General features: G+C 66.3%; 13 protein-coding genes and 1 pseudogene. All 14 read left to right on the top strand.

The genetic code is table 11. The features are described 5' to 3' along the window. Positions 1–384 precede the first annotated feature (384 nt). The gene (gene dnaB, locus AC5L35_RS08675) at positions 385–1,788 is read left to right on the top strand and encodes a replicative DNA helicase (RefSeq protein ID WP_495059035.1); all 1,404 of its coding nucleotides are present in this window, start codon (positions 385–387) and stop codon (positions 1,786–1,788) included. 309 nt (positions 1,789–2,097) lie between these two features. Beyond that, positions 2,098–2,484: a hypothetical protein gene (locus AC5L35_RS08670; RefSeq protein WP_495059034.1), complete on the top strand. Its 387-nt coding sequence runs from the start codon at positions 2,098–2,100 to the stop codon at positions 2,482–2,484. 7 nt (positions 2,485–2,491) lie between these two features. Then, entirely contained in the window at positions 2,492–2,617 is a 126-nt protein-coding gene (locus AC5L35_RS08665; RefSeq protein WP_495059033.1) for a helix-turn-helix domain-containing protein, read from the top strand. 997 nt (positions 2,618–3,614) lie between these two features. After that, positions 3,615–3,884 carry a hypothetical protein gene (locus AC5L35_RS08660; RefSeq protein ID WP_495059032.1) on the top strand — a complete coding sequence of 90 codons (270 nt, stop codon included), beginning with the start codon at positions 3,615–3,617 and terminating at the stop codon, positions 3,882–3,884. Between the two features lie 549 nt (positions 3,885–4,433). Continuing rightward, positions 4,434–4,748, top strand: coding sequence for a YaaC family protein (locus AC5L35_RS08655; RefSeq protein WP_495059262.1), 315 nt, complete (start codon positions 4,434–4,436; stop codon positions 4,746–4,748). A 364-nt stretch (positions 4,749–5,112) separates the two neighbouring features. Next, positions 5,113–5,439: a trypco2 family protein gene (locus AC5L35_RS08650; protein ID WP_495059031.1), complete on the top strand. Its 327-nt coding sequence runs from the start codon at positions 5,113–5,115 to the stop codon at positions 5,437–5,439. 30 nt (positions 5,440–5,469) lie between these two features. Further along, a complete protein-coding gene (locus AC5L35_RS08645) occupies positions 5,470–8,709 on the top strand; it encodes a tetratricopeptide repeat protein (protein WP_495059030.1) in 3,240 nt (1,079 codons plus the stop codon). A gap of 888 nt (positions 8,710–9,597) precedes the next feature. Beyond that, complete coding sequence (locus AC5L35_RS08640) at positions 9,598–11,784, top strand: hypothetical protein (RefSeq protein WP_495059029.1); 2,187 nt, start codon at positions 9,598–9,600, stop codon at positions 11,782–11,784. 693 nt (positions 11,785–12,477) lie between these two features. After that, positions 12,478–13,146: a TnsA-like heteromeric transposase endonuclease subunit gene (locus AC5L35_RS08635; RefSeq protein ID WP_495059028.1), complete on the top strand. Its 669-nt coding sequence runs from the start codon at positions 12,478–12,480 to the stop codon at positions 13,144–13,146. A 59-nt stretch (positions 13,147–13,205) separates the two neighbouring features. Then, on the top strand, positions 13,206–15,359 hold the full coding sequence (locus tag AC5L35_RS08630) for a TnsB C-terminal domain-containing protein (protein WP_495059027.1): 2,154 nt from the start codon (positions 13,206–13,208) through the stop codon (positions 15,357–15,359). Further along, positions 15,356–16,516, top strand: a complete 1,161-nt coding sequence (locus tag AC5L35_RS08625; RefSeq protein WP_495059026.1) for an AAA family ATPase — start codon at positions 15,356–15,358, stop codon at positions 16,514–16,516. Before AC5L35_RS08630 ends, AC5L35_RS08625 begins: the two co-directional genes overlap by 4 nt. After that, positions 16,419–19,637, top strand: coding sequence for a TniQ family protein (locus tag AC5L35_RS08620; protein WP_495059025.1), 3,219 nt, complete (start codon positions 16,419–16,421; stop codon positions 19,635–19,637). Before AC5L35_RS08625 ends, AC5L35_RS08620 begins: the two co-directional genes overlap by 98 nt. Before the next feature lie 261 nt (positions 19,638–19,898). Then, positions 19,899–20,375 (top strand): hypothetical protein, encoded by a 477-nt coding sequence (locus AC5L35_RS08615; protein WP_495059024.1) that lies wholly within the window; start codon positions 19,899–19,901, stop codon positions 20,373–20,375. A gap of 635 nt (positions 20,376–21,010) precedes the next feature. Further along, positions 21,011–21,511 (top strand): annotated as a pseudogene (locus AC5L35_RS08610) (TniQ family protein); the annotation flags it as partial. Positions 21,512–21,611 lie beyond the last annotated feature (100 nt).

Raw genomic sequence — 21,611 nt, 5'->3', positions numbered from 1 at the left:
GACCGTCCGGACGCGCCAGGTGCGTGCTGACAGGCCCTCCCCGACACGCCGAAACGGCGCCGTCGGCGTGTCGTGACAAGAAAGTTGTCCACACTTTCGAATCGGGCTCTGAACTGGTCAGACCCATCAAGATGGCCAGTTGTCCACATCTCGTCCACAGGCTGCGACCTGCGCCTTCCTGGGCGGCGTCGGATCCGTCCCCACGCCGTCCCCAGGTCCGTGCACAGGGCGGTTTTGACCAGGCGGTCCTGCCCCATAACCTGCCGTGCGGGGGTGCGAGGACTCTGTGCGACGTCAGCTGTGATTCACCCGGGTGTTACTCGGGTTCCGAGAGGCGCGTCGAACGAATGTTCGATATAGTGGTGACTGGGGGTGACGCTGCGTATGGCATTGGCTGACGATCGTCCGGCTGGCAGACCGCGCCCGGTGCGCGCGGCGGGCGAGCCTTCGGAACCGGGTGGCACCTTCGACCGGCAGCCGCCGCAGGACCTCACGGCCGAGCAGTCGGTCCTCGGCGGCATGTTGCTGAGCAAGGACGCCATCGCCGACGTCGTCGAGGTGCTGCAGCCCGACGACTTCTACCGTCCGGCCCACCAGACCGTCTACGACTGCATCCTCGATCTCTACGGCCGGGGCGAACCGGCCGACGCCGTCACGGTCTCGTCGGAGCTGCAGCGTCGCGGCGAGCTGATCCGCCTCGGCGGCGCGCCCTACCTCCACACGCTGATCGCCACTGTGCCCACCGCGGCCAACGCCGCCTACTACGCCGAGATCGTCGCCGAGAAGGCCATCCTGCGGCGCCTGGTCGAGGCGGGCACCCGCATCGTCCAGCTCGGCTACCACGGCGCTGACGGGGCCGAGGTCAACGAGGTCGTCGACCGCGCCCAGGCCGCCATCTACGACGTCACCGAGCGCAGCACCAGCGAGGACTACGTGGCGCTGGAGGAGCTCCTCCAGCCCACGATGGACGAGATCGACGCCATCGCCTCCCGTGGCGGGGTCGCGCTCGGTGTGCCCACGGGCTTCGCCGACCTCGACGCCGCCACCAACGGCCTCCACCCCGGGCAGATGATCGTGGTGGCCGCACGGCCCGGTCTCGGGAAGTCGACGCTCGGCCTCGACTTCGCCCGCTCCTGCTCGGTCGCCCACGGCCTCACCAGCGCGGTGTTCTCGCTGGAGATGAGCAAGTCCGAGATCGTCATGCGCCTGCTGTCGGCCGAGGCGCGTATCCGCCTCGCTGACATGCGCGCCGGCCGGATGAGCGACGACGACTGGACTCGCATGGCCCGGCGGATGAGCGAGATCAGCGAGGCCCCGATCTTCATCGACGACTCGCCCAACCTCACGCTCATGGAGATCCGGGCCAAGGCCCGCCGGCTGAAGCAGCGCAACGACCTCAAGCTCGTGATCCTCGACTACCTGCAGCTCATGACGTCCGGCCGCAAGGTCGAGTCCCGCCAGCAGGAGGTGTCGGAGTTCTCCCGCCAGATCAAGCTGCTGGCCAAGGAGCTCGAGGTGCCGGTGGTGGCGATCAGCCAGCTGAACCGTGGTCCGGAGCAGCGCACCGACAAGCGGCCCATGCTGTCCGACCTGCGTGAGTCGGGGTCGATCGAGCAGGACGCCGACATGGTGATCCTGCTCCACCGGCCCGACGCCTTCGAGCGCGACGACCCCCGGGCGGGCGAGGCCGACCTGATCCTGGCCAAGCACCGTAACGGCCCCACCAGCACCATCACCGTGGCCCACCAGCTGCACTACAGCCGCTTCGCCGACCTGGCCCACGGCTGACCGGCCGCTGTAGGGTCTCAAATCTGATGTCGTAATCTCGGAGCCGATGTCGTACCGATGTCGTATACGACATCGGGTTGAGATTCCGTCAGCCAGACCCGGCGGTCGTCGTCGGCGGCCAGCCGCGCCCAGGTCGGGGCCTATGCCCACCGGCGAGCACCTATCCACCGCGGATGCCCCGGCAGCGCTGTGACGACGGTGTGCGTGCGATTGCCGCCGCAGGTGAACAGCGAGTTGCCGGTCTCAGGCATACGGGGCACGCCCTCGCGGTCCACCTGCTCGCGCAGCAAGCGCACGGCCCCCGGGCCAGTGCTTGGCTACAACCTGCTGCTCGACGATCTTGACTACGCCGAGTCGCTGGCCCGCGGCTCGTCGCTGTGCGCCACCGAGTGGCCGGGTGGCCCGCTGGCCGGGTGGGCGGCGGCACGCGGCGCGCTGAACCTCGTGACCGGCGAGATCACCCCGCAGCCCGCCAACAACGTCATGGTGCTGCTCGATCGGCTGAACCTCGCGGGGAACAACGGCTGGTTCGACAGGCCCGGCAAGCGCGACGCTGAACGTCTGCTCCGGGAGCTGCGTGACGTCGCGCCGGACCTCGACGCCGAGTACGTCGTGAGCTATCAGTTCGGCCTGGGCGCCTCCCCCGACTCGGCCAAGCACCTGCTCGGGCTCGCGAGCAAGGTCGCCGCGCGGTAACTGGGCCGTGCTCTACGACCGTCCCCACGCCCAGCGGGGTGTCCCGTCCCCGCGCCTCATCGCCGAGCTGGTCGGGTGCAGCCGCGCCACCCTTTACCGAGTGCTCGACGACGCCGCCGAGGTGACGGTGTAAGCCGCTGGCCTGCTAACCGCACAGCGGCACGCGCCGCCCTCTGGGACCGGCTCGACGAACCGCACGTGGCGCCACTCGTCGCCCTCGCCGACGACCTCGCCGCCAGCCGCGGGCTCGACAAGGGTGCCGTGCCCTCAACGAGTTTTCGACGCGCTACTCGAACGGCACTGGCTGTAGTACCCACAGCGTCGCACCTTGGCGAGGCAGCCACCCAGCAGACTCTGGCGTGAGTCCCAGGAAACCCACGACCGACCTACCTAGAGGCGGTTCTCGACGGCTGGGACGACGATGTGTGTTCCCCGCCGTTCTGCTGCGCATCGACTCGGCGCACGTCCGTCCTGTTCTGACGGCTGACGGGCAAGGTCAGGGCCCGAGCCGCGGCAACCTCGGTCGGACGTCGAATAAGGCGCGCAGGGCGTAGTCGACCTGGTCCATCTCAGCTGTGTGGCGTCGCCGAGCTTCTCGGTGAGGCGCTTGCGGATGGGTCGGTCGATCTCGGTGGCGAGAGCCCAACCCAGGTCACCGATTCGCACGGCGAGCAGCGACTGTGGGTCGCTGCCCACCACGTGCATGACGTACACGATCGGCAGACCCTCGTTGAGGTTGACCTAGTCCGCCGAGACGATCAACCGGACTGTGGACTGCCCATCGCGGGCTATGACGGGTTCGTAGCGCCAGACCTCGCCACGCCTCACGCGATTTCGCCCAGCTCATCAGTCGCGGCGACGCGCTTAGCTTCGACGTAGCTGGAGTGCTGCGCATATCAGCGGACCATCGCATCGACGCCCCTCGCGCAGCTCATCCTGGCGCCCCAAGGGCTCGAGGAAGCCGGAGACACCACTGCGATTGTTGGCGCCGCACTGGCGCACGCGGGCGGCGACCTCGGTGTCCAAGCTGGTCGTCATGCTCTCCTTCTGCATACGCCGCAGCTGGCGCGATGCGGCGCAGCCGTATCGTCGTATGCACTTGCTGGGTGGCATGCGGAATGATCAGGATCATGAGCGAACTGGCCATGGTGTACCTGGTCGAAGACCACACCGACTCCGAACCCGCGCCGTACACCAAGTACTTCGCACACGTCTATCTCAGCCAGGAGAAGGCGAAGGCCGGTGTTGAACACTGGGCTGAGCGCGGCGGCCATGGCAGGGTGAGCTGGCAGGAACACGGCCCCGTGTCTTACGCCTACCCCGCCGCCGGCCCCCGTACAACAGAGTTGTACAAGGTCGTGCCTCTGCGGGTGCACCCCGACCATCAGCTGGAACCATGACTGGCCTGAGGCGTCTTCTAGTTGGAGACCGCACGTCTGAGATTCTCCGGATCGCCTCGACCTGCGGATACGCATCGCGGTCTCCCGGGTCGACATCGCCGCCTTTGAGGAGCTGTGTTGCTTTCGCGAGCGCCGCGCCCGCCAGCTCAGGTGATGAAGGAGATGACGGTCCAGCCGGCTGCCACGGCGGCGGTTCCGACGCTCGTGGTCTGAGTTCAGTCGCTGCGACGTGGGCGGTTCGGCCAACTGAGGTTGTCCGTCGACCACGGCTGAACGTCGGCGCCAGCAGCGTCGACGAGGTACTCCCGTTCATCCTTCAGGCACGCGTCGAGCGGCAAGTGATCGAACGCTACCCAGTGCTCCGAAACTTCCACGTCATCGCAACCAGCAACAGTGCCCCGACGTGGCCCACTGATACTCCTGCTCGACCCCCCGGGGCTCTGCGCGTCGCTGTCGTTCGACCGCGGCGCCAGGCCCGCACAGATCACTGAGATGTCCGGGATGGGCGAGATGGGACCGCGTGCCTACGCGAACTGGTAGGAGGGGAGCCTGTGGCTCCCGCCGACGCTGTCAGGCAACACAGGGCCACTCCACCCACTCGTCACCTGGTACGCGGTCCTCTTCGGCCTGTCCGAGCTGGCGCGCTACCGACCGACGACGTGGGCCACCGCGATCAACATCAACGCCTCGTCCAATGCCGCCGCCCTCGAACACCTCATGGACACGGCGCACGTAGCGTGCGTGAACCTCATCGCCGAGCTGTTCGAGGTCCGAACGCCGACAGACCACGAAGAACCGGAGGGCCGTCGGAAATACCACGAGCGAGTTCGGGGGTGGAAGTTGGCACAGCAGGTGGCCGAGTAGCGCCGCACCCACAGGAAGTGGACGGCGTGTGAGGGCTGGCGTCACACCGACCGGTATGGCGTCGGACCGCGCGACGCGCGGCCAGCCGACGCCGAGCAAGCCTGGTAGCTGCTGTAGTAGAGGTACTCGGACACCGTCCCAAGACACGCCCGTTGTATCAGGCGCCCGCTCTTGGCCAGGGCTGACCGCCCGTGCCGTTCCACATCGTCCAGCTCACAAGCAGCAGTCCGGCCCCTGTCTTTACTACCGGTCCTACTACGAGCACCGGCACCCGCGTATAGGACACAGGGGCCTTGTTGCCGGACCGGTGTAACGACGCGGCTGGCGCGGCGAATCTTGATAGGGCACCGGGGAGGGGATTGGCATGGGTGAGGACGGACTTGTCGAGCTGGCGGACGCGATCGGGGTTGTGCGCGAGCAGCTGGTGGAGGCGCAGCTTGCTGGTCGACGGGTTGTAGCCGGTCAGGTGCTGACCTTCGGGGTGGGCAAGGTCGTGCTCGAGTTCAGCGGTGAGGTCAAGACGGTTGCCGGCGGGAGCGGTGGGGTGAAGTTCTGGGTGCTCACGGCGGATGCGAAGTCGGAACGCACCCGGGGGGCGGTGCACAAGGTATGCATCGAGCTGCTCCCGCAGAATCCCGACGGCAGCCAGTATGTCGTCAACGACGACATCAACGCTCCGCCCGCAAAGTAGCGACGAGAGGCTGCGAGTAGGCGGCTCGGGATGCGGCGCGCGGTCGAGGTGTATGGCTATCGACCTGACCAAGCGGACGGTCGGCGGTGGTCGAGTGGGTCGGGCTATCTACTGGGGGGCCGCATGGTCCTGACCGCCGCCCACGTGGTCACTGTTCACGGCCGGCCGATCCCGCGAGTGCAGGTGCGCACCGAGACCGGAATGGTCGAGGCGAAGGTGGCGTGGCACCGGTACGTCGGCGATGTCGACGTCGCGCTGTTAGTTGTCATAGCCCCTGGCTGGTCGGTGCCGTCGTGGCGACATCCGGTGCGGTGGGGTCGGCTGGTCACTACCCGCGTCGGGCAAGACTGCCGAGCGACAGGTTTCCCGAAGGTGGTGGCGACACCGGGACAGCGAGACAGCCACGAAGCAGTCGGCCTGCTCAACCCCGGCAGCATGGTCAAGTCCAATCTGTACGCCGTAGAGGTCACCAACCCGCCCGCCCGATCGGAGCCGGGTGAGTCAGCATGGGCGGGCATGTCCGGTGCCGCGCTGCGATGTCCCGACCTCCTGGAGCGGGAGGTGCTGGTCGGAGTCGTGACGGTTGATCCGGCAGGTTTCGACAGCCGCCGGCTGATCGTCGTGCCGATCACGACGGTCGCCACGGACCCGAGTTTCGCCGCACTCGTCGCCGAGCACACCGGCGTCGCACCGATCGTGGAGCCGGTCGAGCTCGCCGGGCTCGGGACAGAGGTTAAGGCGCCAGCATCGCCAGCGGGCCTGTTGCGCGCTGACGTGGCCGATACCCCGTTTCGGCCCCGCCCTGAGCTCGCCCAGCTCGTCGCCTGGTGCCGGGAACCGGCATGGTCGGGACTCCGGCTGGTCACCGGCCCCGGTGGGCAGGGCAAGACCCGCCTGGCTCGCCAGCTCGCCACCACGATGGCCGCCGAGGGTTGGTCGACACTGATGCTGGCCGAGACCACCACCCCGGACGCAATCAGAGTCCTTGGGCAGGTCCGCGAACCTACCCTGGTGGTCGTCGACTACGCCGAAGGTCGCACGCACCAGCTCACCGCGCTCGTCGCGGCGATGGGACGCGCCGAGGCGAAGGTCCGACTATTACTGCTCGCACGCACCGCCGGCGCATGGCGCACCGACCGCATCGATGCCAACCCCCAGCTCGAAGTCCTGAACCAGGACGACATCGTGGTCGAACTTAGCTCGCTCGAAGCCACCCCCGACGGCCGCCGAAAGGCGTGGGAGCAGGCGACCGCCGCGATCGCGCCGCGCCTCGGCAAGCTGGACGGCTACAGCCACATCGACTGGACGGCCCTTCGGACAGGGCTTGAGGCACCACCGCTGGAGGGGACGCGGTTCCGGACGATCCTCGCCGTGCAGACCGACGCCCTCGCCGCGCTGCTGCAGGCCGGTGATCCGGTCGCCCCGAACGCAGGTGGTGGGGCGGGCGAGGTGCTACTCGCGCACGAGAGCCGATATTGGTCACGGGTCGCAAAACGGCACGAGGTCGCCCTCGGCCCGATCACCCGGCACAGCCTGGTCGCCGCCGCCACGCTTTGGGGCGCCGCAACCGCGGACGAGGCCCGACGGGTGATCGCGGCGCTGCTGCCCCGCACCGACCCAGATCTCCTCTCCAACATCGTGGAATGGCTCGCCACGCTCTACAGCGACAGCCAGCAGTACTGGTCGGGCCTACAACCCGACTCGTTGGCCGAGCACCTCATCGGTACCGCCCTTGACAGGCAGGGCCGCTGCCCCACCCTCGTCGGCGACACCCTCGCCGCCGCGTCCGGCGCGCAACTCGAACACAGCCTGACGTTGCTCGGGCGAGCCCATCCCCTACACCCCCACCTCGCCGGGACCATCGCCGAGATCGTGCTTGGCGGCGGGGGCGCCGCCGCGCTCACCGTCGCCCCTCGCCTCGTCGAGCCTGGTCCACTCCTGGACGCCCTCCGCCGACTCGTCGCCACCGCTGACCCGCCCACCCTGATCAACCTCGCCATCGCGCTCCCCCGATCCAGCCTGCTCCTGGCCGACATCAGCGTGAGCATCGCGACAGCCCTGGTCACCACGCTGCGGGAAGCGGCCACTGCTGATCGCGACAAGTATCTGCCTGATCTGGCCATGTTGGTGAACAACCTCGCCGTTGCCCTGGCAAAGACGGGTCGACGAGCCGAAGGACTGATCGCCGCCCAGGAAGCTGTCGATCTCCGCCGGGAGCTGGTCGCATTCAATCGTGACGCCTACCTCCCCGACCTCGCCATGTCGGTGAACAACCTCGCCGTTGACCTGGCAGAGGCGGGCCGGCGGCCCGAAGGACTGGCCGCCGCCCAGGAAGCTGTCGATCTCTACCGGGAGCTGGTCGCCCTCAATCGTGACGCCTACCTCCCCGACCTCGCCATGTCGGTGAACAACCTCGCCGTTGCCCTGGCAGAGACGGGTCGACGGGCCGAAGGACTGGCCGCCGCCCAGCAGGCTGTCGATCTCCGCCGGGAGCTGGTCGCATTGAATCGTGACGCCTACCTCCCCGACCTCGCCATGTCGGTGAACAACCTCGCCGTTGCCCTGGCAGAGACGGGTCGACGGGCCGAAGGACTGGCCGCCGCCCAGGAAGCTGTCGATCTCCGCCGGGAGCTGGTCGCATTCAATCGTGACGCCTACCTCCCCGACCTCGCCATGTCGGTGTACAACCTCGCCGTCCGGCTCGGCGAGGCGGGCCGGCGGGCCGAAGGACTGGCCGCCGCCCAGGAAGCTGTCGATCTCCGCCGGGAGCTGGTCGCATTCAATCGTGACGCCTACCTCCCCGACCTCGCCATGTCGGTGTACAACCTCGCCATCCAGTTCGGCGAGGCGGGCCGACACGCCGAAGGACTGCCCGCCGCCCAGGAAGCTGTCGATCTCCGCCGGGAGCTGGTCGCATTGAATCGTGACGCCTACCTCCCCGACCTCGCCATGTCGGTGAACAACCTCGCCGTTGACCTAGCAGAGACGGGTCGACGGGCCGAAGGACTGGCCGCCGCCCAGGAAGCTGTCGATCTCCGCCGGGAGCTGGTCGCATTCAATCGTGACGCCTACCTCCCCGACCTCGCCATGTCGGTGAACAACCTCGCCGTCCGGCTCGGCGAGGCGGGCCGGCGGGCCGAAGGACTGACCGCCGCCCAGGAAGCCGTTAACCTCTATAAGGAGCTTGCCCGGACTGAGCCTGAGGTGTTCCGTGCGGCAGGAGAGCATGCGATCCGTCTGGCCAGCGCTCTCGAGACTGAGGAGTTGTAGCAGGGCCAGCTCCGTTACTACCGATACCGGTGGGAGCGGGGATAGAAAAGTGAGCAGGCGCAACGGGAGCGCCGCTACATGGTGTGGGGAAGCCCAGACCAGCCAATCTGGGACGAGAACGGGCTGGTCATCCCGTCAGTGCAGATGGCAGCGAACAGCGTTACTCGCGAATGGACGACTCTACTGCGGCCCTGGTTGAGTCCGGCTGACTTCGACGCGCGAGGGCAACTATCGATCGCAAAGCGCTCGAAGGACTACTGGCGAACGGTTCTTGAGGTCATGCCGTCCTTAGACCGCGACTGTCAAATCCAAGTAATCACACATTGGATTCGCCGCCGTTCTTATTTGTGTATGAAGTGCGGCGAGCGCCCGAAGGACTCGATCGGGGCCGCACTGCATCAACTTGGCAGTGAGGCGGTTGCCCTTTTTGTGCGCATTCATGATCGGTCGGTTCCAGAGGTAGTGCCAGAACTGGCGAAGGCTGCGCGAACCCGAGACAGTTCGCGATGGGAATGGTTTCAGTAGGCTGATCTCGGCTGGTAGGTGCGGTGTCCGTGTATTGCGAGGCTCGAACCGCGCGACAGACCGCGCGCCGCTCTCGCCTCTCGCGAAAAACGCCCTCGGCCCTGGTCGCTGGAGCCTCCACCTGTTTGACAGGCATCTGGACCCGTTGTTCGACACACCGATCCTGCAGGTCGGGCTCGCTCGCTCGACTGCGAGCGACTGAGGCCGATGCGTTCTCCGGCCGTCTTCTAGATGCTCGGTCTGACGTTCCTGGTGATGACTGCCGAACACCACGTACACCTGCGTGGCCCTTCTGCTACTGGTGGCGCTGGTCTGCCAAGATCAGCGCCCGACGTTGAACACAGGCGGGGGGTTGGCGAGGGCGTGACCACGGCCAGTGGCTCGGCGTCGATCGATGCCCGATTGTCTGCCGCGCTGCGTAGCGGCACCGAGGTGAACCTGATCCCGCGAACCCCCGTCGAGGACATGCTCGAAGAGGAGGTGATGCGCGGTTGGGGGTCTGACCACGACGTGGACGCCAAGTTCCTACGCGAGCTGCTGCTGTGCCGCGGGCTCGGGGCCGACGCGGTCGATCCGCGCGGGCTACGCCTGCGCGGCGCCCGGATCCGAGGTCGGCTCGATCTCGACCTTGTCGACACCCCGGTGGCGCTATGGCTAGATGGCTGCCTTCTCGAGGAAGGCGTCTCCGCAGAACAGGCCCATCTGCCACGGCTGGGCCTGGTGCGGTGTCGGCTGCACCAGACTGATCAGCCGGCCCTTGGCGCCGAGTCCCTCGTTCTTGACGGGCCGCTGCGGCTTGACGGTTCGGTGATCGTCGCCGAGGGCGCTGGCGACGATGGCGCGATCCGCCTGACCCGGGCGCGGATCGGCGGCCCACTGAACATCTCGGGCGCTACAGTACGCAGCACAAGTGGCCCGGCCCTGCACGCCGAGATGCTGGACAACAGTATCGGGGCGTTCGACGGCGAAGGCTTGACTGCCGAGGGCGCCGGTGAGCTTGGCGCGGTCCGACTGCTCGGTGCACGGATCGGCGACCACCTGCAGTTGTCGGGTGCGACGATCCGCAACGTTGACGGTCCGGCGCTGTACGCCGACCGGTTGCAGGCTCACGGCACTGTGTTCCTGACCGAGGGCTTCACCGCCGAGGGCGCTGGCGAGCATGGTGCGGTCCGACTGCTTGGCGCGCGGATCGGCAACCAGCTACACCTACGGAACGCAACGATCCGCAACCTCACAGGTCCGGCGCTGCACGCCGACGGGCTGCAGACCGGCGCGGATGTGTTCCTGACCGAGGGCTTCACCGCCGAGGGCGCTGGCGAAGATGGTGCAGTCCGACTCCTCGGTGCGCGGATCGGCAGCCAGCTCCACCTGCAGGGCGCGACCCTACTGAACGCCAATGGCCCGGCCCTGTTCACCGACGGGCTGCAGACCGGCGGCCATACGTATCTGACTGAGGGCTTCACCGCAGAGGGCGCCGGCGAACGTGGTGCGGTCCGTATGGTCGGTGCGCGGATCGGCGACGGACTTCACCTCTGGGATGCCACCTTACGGAACGCCGCCGGCCCGGCCCTGTTCGCCGACGGTCTGCAGACCGGCGGGGATGTGTATCTGATCGAGGGCTTCACCGCCGAGGGCACCGGCGAGGATGGCGCGGTCCGTATGGTCGGTGCGCGGATCGGCGACGGGCTCCACCTCTCGGGTGCCACCCTACGGAACCCGGCCGGCCCGGCCCTGCAGGTCAGCAGTCTTCAGACCGGCGGGGATGTATCTCTTGACGAGGGCTTCCTCGCCGAGGGCGCCGGCGAACGTGGCGTGGTGCGCCTGAGTGGGCGGATCAGCGGCAAGCTCACCCTGGTCGGCGGCAATGTGCGCAGCTCGTCTGATGCGCTGCACCGATGGCTGGTCGACGGGCTTACCTACAGCGGGGTCCCGCAGCTGGCGCGGGAAAGAACGCGAAACCGGGAGGCCTGGCTGGAGCTGCTGCACACCGCCACCCCCGCCTATGCCGCGCAGCCTTATCAGCAGCTCGCAGCCGCCTATCGATCGGAGGGGCACGACAGTGACGTGCGGGCCATCTTGATCGCGCAACGGCAGGACCAGATCGCCCGTGGTGGCCTGAGCCGGGGCGACCGATGGTGGGCGCGGATCACCGGCTTGTTATTGGGATACGGCTATCAACCCTGGCGGGCCCTGCTGTACCTGGGCGCAGTGCTCGCCGCGTCCGTGACGCTCGCCGTCACGCTCGGCGCCTACGGCGCACTCGCCCGCTCCGCGGGCCCCACCCCGGCCGCCCCCGCCATGACGGCGGCAGTCGCTGGGCAGGCTCCCGCGCCGGTGCTCGCGGAGACGTGCACGTTGCTCGAGCGCATCGGCAAAGGCCTCGACCTGGGCACCCCATTCCTGCCCCGCGCCGCGGCTACCCGCTGCGAAGCCACCAGCACCGCCACCGGTGCTGCCCTCACCGTCAGCACCTGGCTGCTGCAGGTCGCCGCCTGGGCCTTGGCAGCGCTGTTTGTGGCCGGGTTTACCGGCATCGTCCGCAAGACCTGATCACCACCATCCCCGATGGAACAGGGGCCGGTCACCGCTCGGCCTCGGTGGTTCGTCGAGGGCAACAAGGCCGATCTCGAGCAGTCACGGTCGCCCGGCGCCGGCGCTGTGTCTGGACGACCCGAGAGCCGTCTTTCGCCGCTTAGCATCGCGAGGCGTTCGCGGCAGAGACCATCAGCAGGAATGGCCGACACTCGACGCGGTGCACACCATCCTCGCCGGGACGCCGTCCGAGCAGGTCGCTGCGGGGTGGTGTGAGGAACGACGTCGCGTCCCCGCCAACCCCTGGCCTCGCGCTCCAAGGTGCTGACGGGGTCGGGTCCGGACTCGAAGCGGTGCAGCTGCGGACATCGGGGGGCGGGCAAGGCGTGTTTGGCATCAGCACGGTGTCGAGCATGGCTGGGAGGGGCGTCGGCACCGATTCGAATATAGGTGCTCCGGTTTGAGGTTCGCCGCTTCGCGCCGAATAGCGATCAGTCTCGTCGATCACTACCGCGTACGAATCAAGATCCACCAAGAATACACGCACCACACGGGTATATTCGACCCGACGGCACCCAGGTCTGATTGATATTAGGCCGTTAGGGTGACTTTCATCAGACGCGCCGACTCGGATTCTGTCTGGGGAGGAATCGAAGGTAGAGCGTAACTCCTGCTGACGTGGCTAGCTGACGATGTGGGGGAGGAGCGGCCGTGACGGAAGACGTTGACCTACGGTCAGCATCTGTGTCTTTCCGAAGCCCAGGCGAGGCCGAAGAGCATGTCCGATCATGGCATACAGTCGGCGCTGAAGCTTTGTCTTCGGCGTTGCCGTGGCGCACTTTCCGCTGGTACAAGGGTCAGAAGCACTACTCGGGGTTGCTGTGGACGGCGACCGAGCGGGACTTCGTGATCTACGAGTCCCGTCTGGAACTGGCCCGGCTGTTGTACGCGGACTTCGACGTCTCGGTGCAGCACATCGTGGCCCAGCCGTTCTTGTTGTCGGTCCCGGTTGCGGGGGTTGTGCGGAGGCGCATTCCGGACTATCTGCTGTTCACCGACGACGTGCCGATCGTGGTGGACGTCAAGCCAGCCCGTCGCGCCCGCAAGCCAGAAAGTGCCTTCATCATCGGCTGGACGAGGCGACTGGTCGAGTCACGCGGGTGGCGGTACGAGATCTGGAGCGAGCCGCCGCCTGCGGAGTTGGCGAACGTGAAGCTCCTGGCGGGCTACCGTCGCGACTGGTTGTTCGACTCGGCCCTGGTGGAGGAGCTACGCGCGACCGACCTGGACGGTGCGACAGTGGGACAGGCGTTCGGGAGCCTGCCCGGGCGACCACGGCCGCTGGTGCGGTCGGCGATGTTGCATCTGCTGTGGCGGTGATGCTTCTTGGTTGATCTCACCCAGCCGTTGAGCACCGCGCATGTGCTGAGGAGGGCGGGATGAGTGGCGCGGCGATACGAGTTGGTGTCGGCACTCGCTTCCTCTTTGACGGAGAGGTTGTCCAGGTAGCGGAGATGCTGAGCACGACGGCCGGCATCGAGGTGGTGCTGAGAAACGCCAGCAGCTGCCAGATCATCCGAGTGTCGGTCCGGGAGCTATTGACTTCCGAGAGGGCGCGGGTGATCCCGGATGGACCAGGACCATCTGCTGATGATCCTGGTGACATCGCCAGCGTGAGGTTGGCGGAGCTGGCTGCCACCGAACGAGCGCACGTGCTGGAACGAGCAGCCCACGTCCGTGAAGTGTTGACCGGTTATCGGTCTGGCAGCTCCGAGTTAGCTACGGAGAACGAGCCGCGTCCTGAGTATTCACCGGATCTGCCTCTCTATCAGCGTTACGAAGCGAAAGCTGCCGAGCTGGGCATCGTCGTTCGAACGGTGCAGCGCTGGGTTCAGGCCTTCCAGAACGACGGCGAGGCCGGTCTGGTCCCCAAGAAAGACTTGACGTCAAGCGGACCGATCGGACACGCGGACCGGCGCTGGGTGGAGACGGCGTTGGAAGTGATGATCGAGCACACCGGCGAGTCGAAGCCCTCCCGGACGATGGTCATCAACCGGGCCAATGCCCGGGTCATTGCTCGCTGCGGGCCGGATGTGGTGAAGCTTCCCAGTCGGGCAGCGGCGTTTCGGGTGTTGGCGGAGTTGGAGCGGCGGCATCCCACATTCCGGCTGAGCAGCAAGCGCAATCGGGACATCGCGGACCGGCCACGAGAGGCTTACGGAAAGCTGCGGCCGACCCGGCCGGGCGAGTACGTGCTGATGGATACCACACGGCTGGATGCGTTCGCGTTGGACCCGGTCACGCTGCGATGGATCAACACCGAGCTCACCGTGGCGATGGATTGGTACGACCGTTGTGTCGTCGGACTGCGGCTCACACCGGTGTCGACCAAGTCGGTCGACGCGGCTTCGGTGCTTTATCAGCTGTTTCGGCCGCGACCAGCGGGCCGGGATTGGCCTGCGTATGCGGTCTGGCCTGAGCACGGTATCCCTCGGTCGGTGCTGCTGGACACGGCCGTGATCGAGCGACCGGGCGCGGCGTCGCCGGCGGTGGTGCCGGAGACGATCGTGGTCGACCACGGCAAGATCTACTTGTCCGAGCATCTGACCAGTGTCTGTCGTCGGATGGGGATCTCGATCCAGCCAGCTCGGCTGCGGACGGGCCGGGACAAGGCGCCGGTGGAGCGGTTCTTCCGGACATTGCGGGAGGATCTGTTGCAGGCCCTGCCGGGCTACAAGGGGCCGGATCTCCATTCCCGTGGACTGAATCCTGAAGGGGACGCGTTCTTCTTCCTCGACGAGCTCGAGACCATCATCCGTGAGTGGGTTGCGACCGTTTATCACCACAGACCCCATAGGAGCCTACTCGATCCGCATCTGCCGAAGATGCGGATGTCCCCGGCGATGATGTTCGAACACGGCATCGCGCGGGCGGGCTACATCGAGGCTCCCCGTGACCCGGATTTGGGCTACGAGTTCCTCAAGACCGACTGGCGCACGATCCAGCACTACGGGGTGGAGATCGACGGCCGCCTCTATCGCGACAAGAGCGGGGTACTCAAGGAGTACGAGAATGAAGCGAGCCCTCACGCTGGCAGCGCCAAGGGGCGCTGGCCGTTCCAGGTGGATCCCGATGACATCACCCGCGTCTACTTCCGAGCTCCGAAGACCAGGAAGTGGCACACGTTGACGTGGGAGCACGCCCCGTCGCTGGAGATGCCATTAAGTGAGGACGCACTGCAGTTCGCGCGCAAGCTAGCCGCGACCAAGTACACCTACCCCGATGACAAGATCGCCGTTGCGGACCTGCTGGAGCGATGGCACATCGGATTGGGCCAGACGCTGCCGGAGCGACGGATCGCGCTGCGGCTCTCCCGCGAACAGGCCGCCATCGATCTGCCCCATGAATCACCCCAGGGGCATCCGGCGTTGGCGTTGCCATCAGTGGCGCGCGTCCTGGCAGCTACCGCGGCTCGCGACGAAGCACTGGCCGAACCACCCGGCGAACCGGTGGCGTGCGATGACGACGCCGATGACCTCGAAGCTGTCGACGCCGGGGACGACTTCTACGCCGACGCCCTGGGGGACGCGTGACCATCACACGCCGCAAGCAACCCGCAGCAGGCGAACTACGGCCGGCCAATGGCCGTGCACAGTTGGACAACCTGACCCTGGCGCGGAAGGAAGGCTGGCGCGCCTTCGTCGAAGCGGCCACCCGCACCCAGCCAGAACTGCTGACCAGCAAGGACCTGCGGCGCCTTGGGGAGGCTGCCCGCATCGACTACAACAAGCGGCGGCGGGTCTGGCACGCCAACCTCGGGCCGATCAAGACCCCGCAGTTGGCCGAGCTACACGAGGACTTGTGGGACATCCTCGACAGCAACGCTCAGGACGGAGACAAGGCCAAGGGCGCGATCGCAATCGATGCGTTCCCCGGATTGGGCAAGACCACCTCGGTGCTGGCGTTCGCCAAGCAGTTCCACCGCCGCGAGATCGCTGAGGCCGGCGAGTTCACCGAGGAAGGCCATGAGCGGTGGCCGGTCTGCCGGGTCGGGCTGAACGGCAACACCGGGATGAAGGACTTTAACCGCGCCATGCTCGAATACTTCGCCCACCCGGGACGAACCACCGGGACGACTGCCCAGTTCGCCCACCGGGCTCTGGATTGCGTGTTGTCGTGCGAGGTCAAGCTCTTGATCGTGGATGAGCTGCACTTTCTCCGGTGGCGCGCGACGTCCGGAGTGGAGATCAGCAACCACTTCAAGTATGTCGCCAACGAGTTCCCGGTGACGCTGGTGCTCATCGGCGTCGGCCTGGCTGAGCGCGGCCTGTTCTCCGAAGGTGACTCCTACGCCAACGCGGTTCTGGCCCAGACCGGACGACGCACAACCCGGCTGGACATGCGCCCGTTCGCCGTGGACACCGAGAAGGGCCGGCATGAGTGGCGCCAGTTGCTCTTGGCTCTCGAACAACGACTCGTGCTGGCCGAGAAACACCCCGGCATGCTCGCCGACGACCTCTGCGACTACCTGTTCGCCCGCAGCACCGGCCATATCGGCTCGCTGATGACGCTGATCGTCCGCGGCTGTCAACGCGCCGTCCGAACCCGGACCGAACACCTCAACCAAGACCTGCTCGACGCAGTGAAGAACGATGACGGCGCTGAAATCGCCCGGCGTGAACTGGAAGCAGCCATTGCTGCCCGCCGAATCACCACGCGCACCAGGTCGGCCCGGCGCCATGCGGGATGAACCGCGTGCGGTCGCGGTGGGGCCGAACAGCAAGGATGGCCCGACGTGCACGACTCGGCAGCGGACAGTCATGATCAACGGCCCAGCGATCAGGACGCTGCCGCTGCGCGCTGGTATTGGCGAGGGGGAGAGCGCGGATTCGTGGATCGAGGAGTTGGCGCGCCGCCACCGAGTTGCTCCGCGAGCGCTGTTGGTGATGGTCGGCCTAGCCCAGCCCCCAGTATTCATTAGCGGATTGCTCTACGGCGTCGCCCCGCAGCTGTGGCGGCACGTCGAGCGCGCCACTGGGCTGGCGGCCGGGCGCCTGGACAGTGCGGTCGGCGATTCATCCAGAACCGTGCTCCGACTCCGGCCGGGCGGCTCCCGGTACTGTCCGCGCTGTCTGGCCGACACCCACGGCCGCTGGCAGTTGTCCTGGCGGCTGAACTGGACCGTCGCCTGCCGGCAGCACCGAGTGCTGCTGCACGACACCTGCCCGGTTTGCCGTGCCCCACCCCGGCGCAAAGTGCCTGGGGGGGTCAACGCGATCCCGCCGGCCACCTGCACGCACAGTCGCGGCCCGTCTCGTCGGACCCGGTGCGGCGCGGACTTGACCACCGCGGCCGTCATCCCGGTCACCAACGACGTCCTCAACGTCCAGGTGTGGATCGAGGAACTAGTCACCGCTCTCGGACAACCCGACCGGCAGCACGCCACGACGGTGCTCACCGACCTTCCGCTCGTGGTCTCCTGGCTGCTCCTGGACAATCGGGACAGGCTGTACGCCGCCGCCAGCGGGCTGAACCCGGATCGCCCCACAAACCAGGGCGGGCAGCGCCGCAGTTATGCCACCATCGATGCCGCGCTCACCGCGGCCGCCCTGATCCACGTGAAGGCCATTTTGGACGGCAGCGACCAGGCGGCCATCATCGCGGTGCGCCCGGTCCTGTCCGGACTGCCGACCAGAACAAGGATCCCGCCACCGGGCATGTCCGCCTCGCACTGGCAGGCCCTGTCGACCCGATTCCGCAACCGGTATCTCCGTGCCGCCGACCCCGACCTGCTGGCGACCGAACGGTTGCGGATGAGAACCGTGACACCTGCAGCTCGTGACCCGGGCATCGAGGTCGGCAGGCGGGTCCAGACGATCCCGCCCACCGAGGTCGGCGGGCGGGTCCAGACAATCCCGCAGATGTTGTGGCCGGACTGGTCAGCACGCCTGTTGCCGGTCGCCGGTTTCCGCCCCGAGCTGTTTCGGGCCGCGTTCAGTATCTGCCTGCTCATACCAGGCAACCCCGACCGCGACCTATCCGCCCTGACCACACGGCTCAACCCCAGGGTCCGGCGAATCAAGATCACGCAGATGCTCACCGACCTCATGGATGAGTTTGGCCACCCCAGTCTCTGCCGTGTCCTCACCATGCTCTGCCGCATCACCGACTACCTCGACCAGGTCGGCTCACCCATCGATTACCAGCACCGCCGTGAGCACGTCCCGGCCGAAACGATCAGCTGGCCGCGGTGGAGAGACCTCGCCTGCTCGGTCGGAGCCCATCCCGGCGACAGCGGTCCCGCCGGGCGGCTCCTACTGGCCCAACGCCATCTCCATCAACTGATCACCGGGGCCGACCTCGCCGACCCTCGGCACTCCCTGGCTTTTCGCGGCGTCAGCGACCGCAGCCGTTACGTCGTCTTCACCGCGTCGTTGACCAAACCACTGCGGCAGGCACTCAAAGACCGTGCCACCGAGCTGCTGACCGATCTCGGGATCGACGAACCTTTGAACTGGTCACCTCCCGCCAGTCTCGCCGACGGGTTGGACCTGCCTGGGATAGACACGGACACGCTCGACATGGCTACGATCGCTCGTCTGATCGTGGATGAACACCGCCCGGTGAGCGAGGCGGCGCGAGCGCTGGGCGTTCACAGCGAACACGTTCGGCTCGCGCTGGAACGCCTGGACCGCCCGCATCGACAATGGACTCAGGGAGCAACACCCGTTGCCTGGCTCGTTGAACAACGGGCCGCTCGATTGTTCACCCGAGACTTCTTCGACCGCGAATACATCCACAAGAGACGGAACCTTCGTGAGCTCGCCGAGGACACCGGAATCCGTAGACACATCATAGCCCGTTTCGCCAAACGGGCGGGGGTCACCCTGAATAGTAAAAATCGGCTCCTTGTCGATCCGGACTGGCTCCGCGAGCAATACTGCGAACGGCTGCGTTCGACCATCGATATCGCCGTCGGGCTCGGTGTCGATCAACAGACCGTCAGCAATGCCCTGCACCGACTGGGCATCCCGGTACGCCCGCAGGGCGTCACCAGTGTCCAGCAAATGATCAGGGTTCTCGACGAGGAAGTCCCGCCGGACATCCGGGCAGCGGTCGAAGGCACACTGCACGGCTGGCTGCGCCTCCACCGCTTCCAGATCGCCATGGCGTTCCCCAGTGTCCTAACCGCCGCCAGCTACCTCGGCGCTGCACGTAGTGTTCTCAGTGCCGAGTTTCAACGACTCGAGCATGACATCGGCGAACCGCTGTTTCACCGGTCCACGTTTCGCAAGCCCCACCGCCCCAACCAACGCGGCCAGTCATTGCTGCTCGACCTCGAACACGACCACATCCAAGCCCTCATGCGCGCTGCGCTGCCAGACCACCAGTTCCGCCCCATGCCTGAGGCCATTGCCCTCGCTGAAGCGGAGTCCCAGGCCATCACAAAGCTCCGTAAAAGCGCTCCACGCGAGCTTGTTCCACACGACACCGCTCCACCTGCAGGCTCCGTCGACATTGTCGCCTACCGACTCCGCATCAGCCACCCAGTCCTCACCCTCCTGCGTGACCTCATCGACCATCCGGGCGAGCTCTATGGCCTGGAAATCTTCGATCGCACCGGGATCGACCAAGGCACCCTTTATCCGATGCTGCACCGCTTGCATCGAGCAGGTTGGCTCACCAGTCGCCCCGAAGACGAAGAATCCTGGCTCGCCGGTGCACCGCCCGGACGTGGGCCTGGACGACGCCGCAGCTACTACAACCTCACCGACAGCGGCCGTCGCGCCGCCCTCTACGAACTCGACCGTCACAACTTTCGAACTGGAAGAATGTCGAAACCGGTGACTACTCCCGAGCGCAGTGGCTAACCTAATTCTCCTGCAGGTTCCACGATGATCCAAACCGTAGATCTCCGGTGCAACACTCGATACACATTTCGGAATGGTTCTGATCTGCTGGGTCTCGAAGTGGCTCTGCGTGACGACTCGCTCGAGTTCTCGATGAGAGGGGGGTTGGCCGGCACGCGCTGGGGCCGAAGAGTGTGGCCTGTCAGGGTGGACCGTCGCCCAGGCGGGTGTCTGCGGCGCGTCGAGCGGCAACAGCCGCCGAGCGTGGGCCACGATGACGCGGTGGGCAAAGGAAGCAGGCTGAGAAAGCAGCGTTGCGCCGAACGCGTGCTGACCGAACGCCGGGACCCGCACCTCCCCCAACCCGACGAGGCGCCGGCCAGCTCGAACCCGGTGCCGTCGCTGCGGAAGCTGCTGCTGAGCCGCGGATGGGTCGAGCAGCCAGCGGACGGCGTGCTAGCGCAGATGCGGTTCGAGTTCCCCGACTCGTTGAGGCACTTCGCTTCGTCGAGCTCACCGGACCCCGATGATGACGTCCATCCGACCACGCTGCTCGTGTGCAGCGAGTCCGTAGACACTGACGGATTTCTGGACAACTTCCAGATCTACGTCGACCTTGTCAGCTGCGACAGTCCGAATGGGATGTGTGCTCAACACGCGGGTTCGGAGGTCCTCCATTTCAGGTTTGATGATGCAGGTCTGAGTGAACTGGCTGCACGGATCGACAAGATCGAGCAACATGCAGTCCGCTGGTCGTGATGATCGCCTGCGTTGATTGTGCCTAGGGTGGGGGCGCTAACGCCAGTCGTGGTTGCTATGGCCCCGCTCTGACAAGATCAGCCCATCGTGTTGACACGTGCAGGAGGTCGCGAGGCCGCAACCAGGACCATTGGTCTGGCGTCGACGGCAGGCCGGCTAGGCCTGATCGGTCAGAATCCCACATCCTATCAGTTATATGATTATCGCCACGGGTGGTAACCCTTTACGGACCCCTCCCTAGTCGCCGGTCACGTCATCGGTAGGCCTCCAACCTGATGGGTCAAATACGTCCGGACCACACTTTCGGAGATAGTACGCTCCTGAAAACACCCTGAAAGGGTGATATTTCGGGAAACTCCCCGGCGTCGCGAGAGTGGCGTGTGCGCGGCTCGTACGATGCGCCTCCGAGGACTTAGGTTCACAGCCGAACTTGGCAAGGATGCGGAGGTGTGTTGGCGTTTGACGATCAACCTTTCGTCGTCGAATCGGCAAGTGCCGATGGCCCCCTATGACAATGCTCTCGAGTTGAGCAGGAGTGCTATGAGTAGCGGTTCTCGGCGCTCCGCCTCTTATCACGTGAGCTGATTGACTTGACCAGGATCTCGCGAACTGCTGAAAAATCCGAAGCAGCTGAGATGGCCCGCACAAGCGCGTTCCGCGATGGCTTCGCCCCCGCATCGCTACTCGATATCGACGCAATGCCTGAAAGCAAGCAGCGTGCGCTACCTATCCGCCTGGATCCGATCTCGGGCGAAGCTCTCGACTCTTGGTTGGCGGCCCTCGCTTACCGACTGCACACCCCGCTCGGTGAGCTGTTGCCCGAACTTGGATCGCCGCGCCGCAGTGTTGATCACGCCGGCGGTATCCCGACCGAGTGGACGGTGCTGCTTCGGCCATCCGAGATCAACGCTCTGGCCGGGGTCACCGGAGTTGGGCGCAGCACCATTGAGGCAATGACATTGTGCCGCTACGACGGTCAAGCCCTGTTCATCGACCACGCCACACGCCAGGTACGGCGAGGGCGGCTCTGGGGACGTAACACCGGGTCCCGCTACTGTCCCGACTGCCTTGCCGAGACTGGGGGTCGCTGGCAGTTGAGCTGGCGGCTGGGATGGTCATTCGCCTGCACTATCCACCGGCGGCTACTCGCTGATAGCTGTCCTGGCTGTGGACGTGTTCCTCGCCGCCGGCTGCTGACTGACCTGTCCCGGCCAGGGACGTGTGTCCAACCCGCTG

Source organism: Pseudonocardia sp. OZ21, from assembly GCF_059359135.1.
This window is presented reverse-complemented; position numbering and strand designations above follow the sequence as displayed.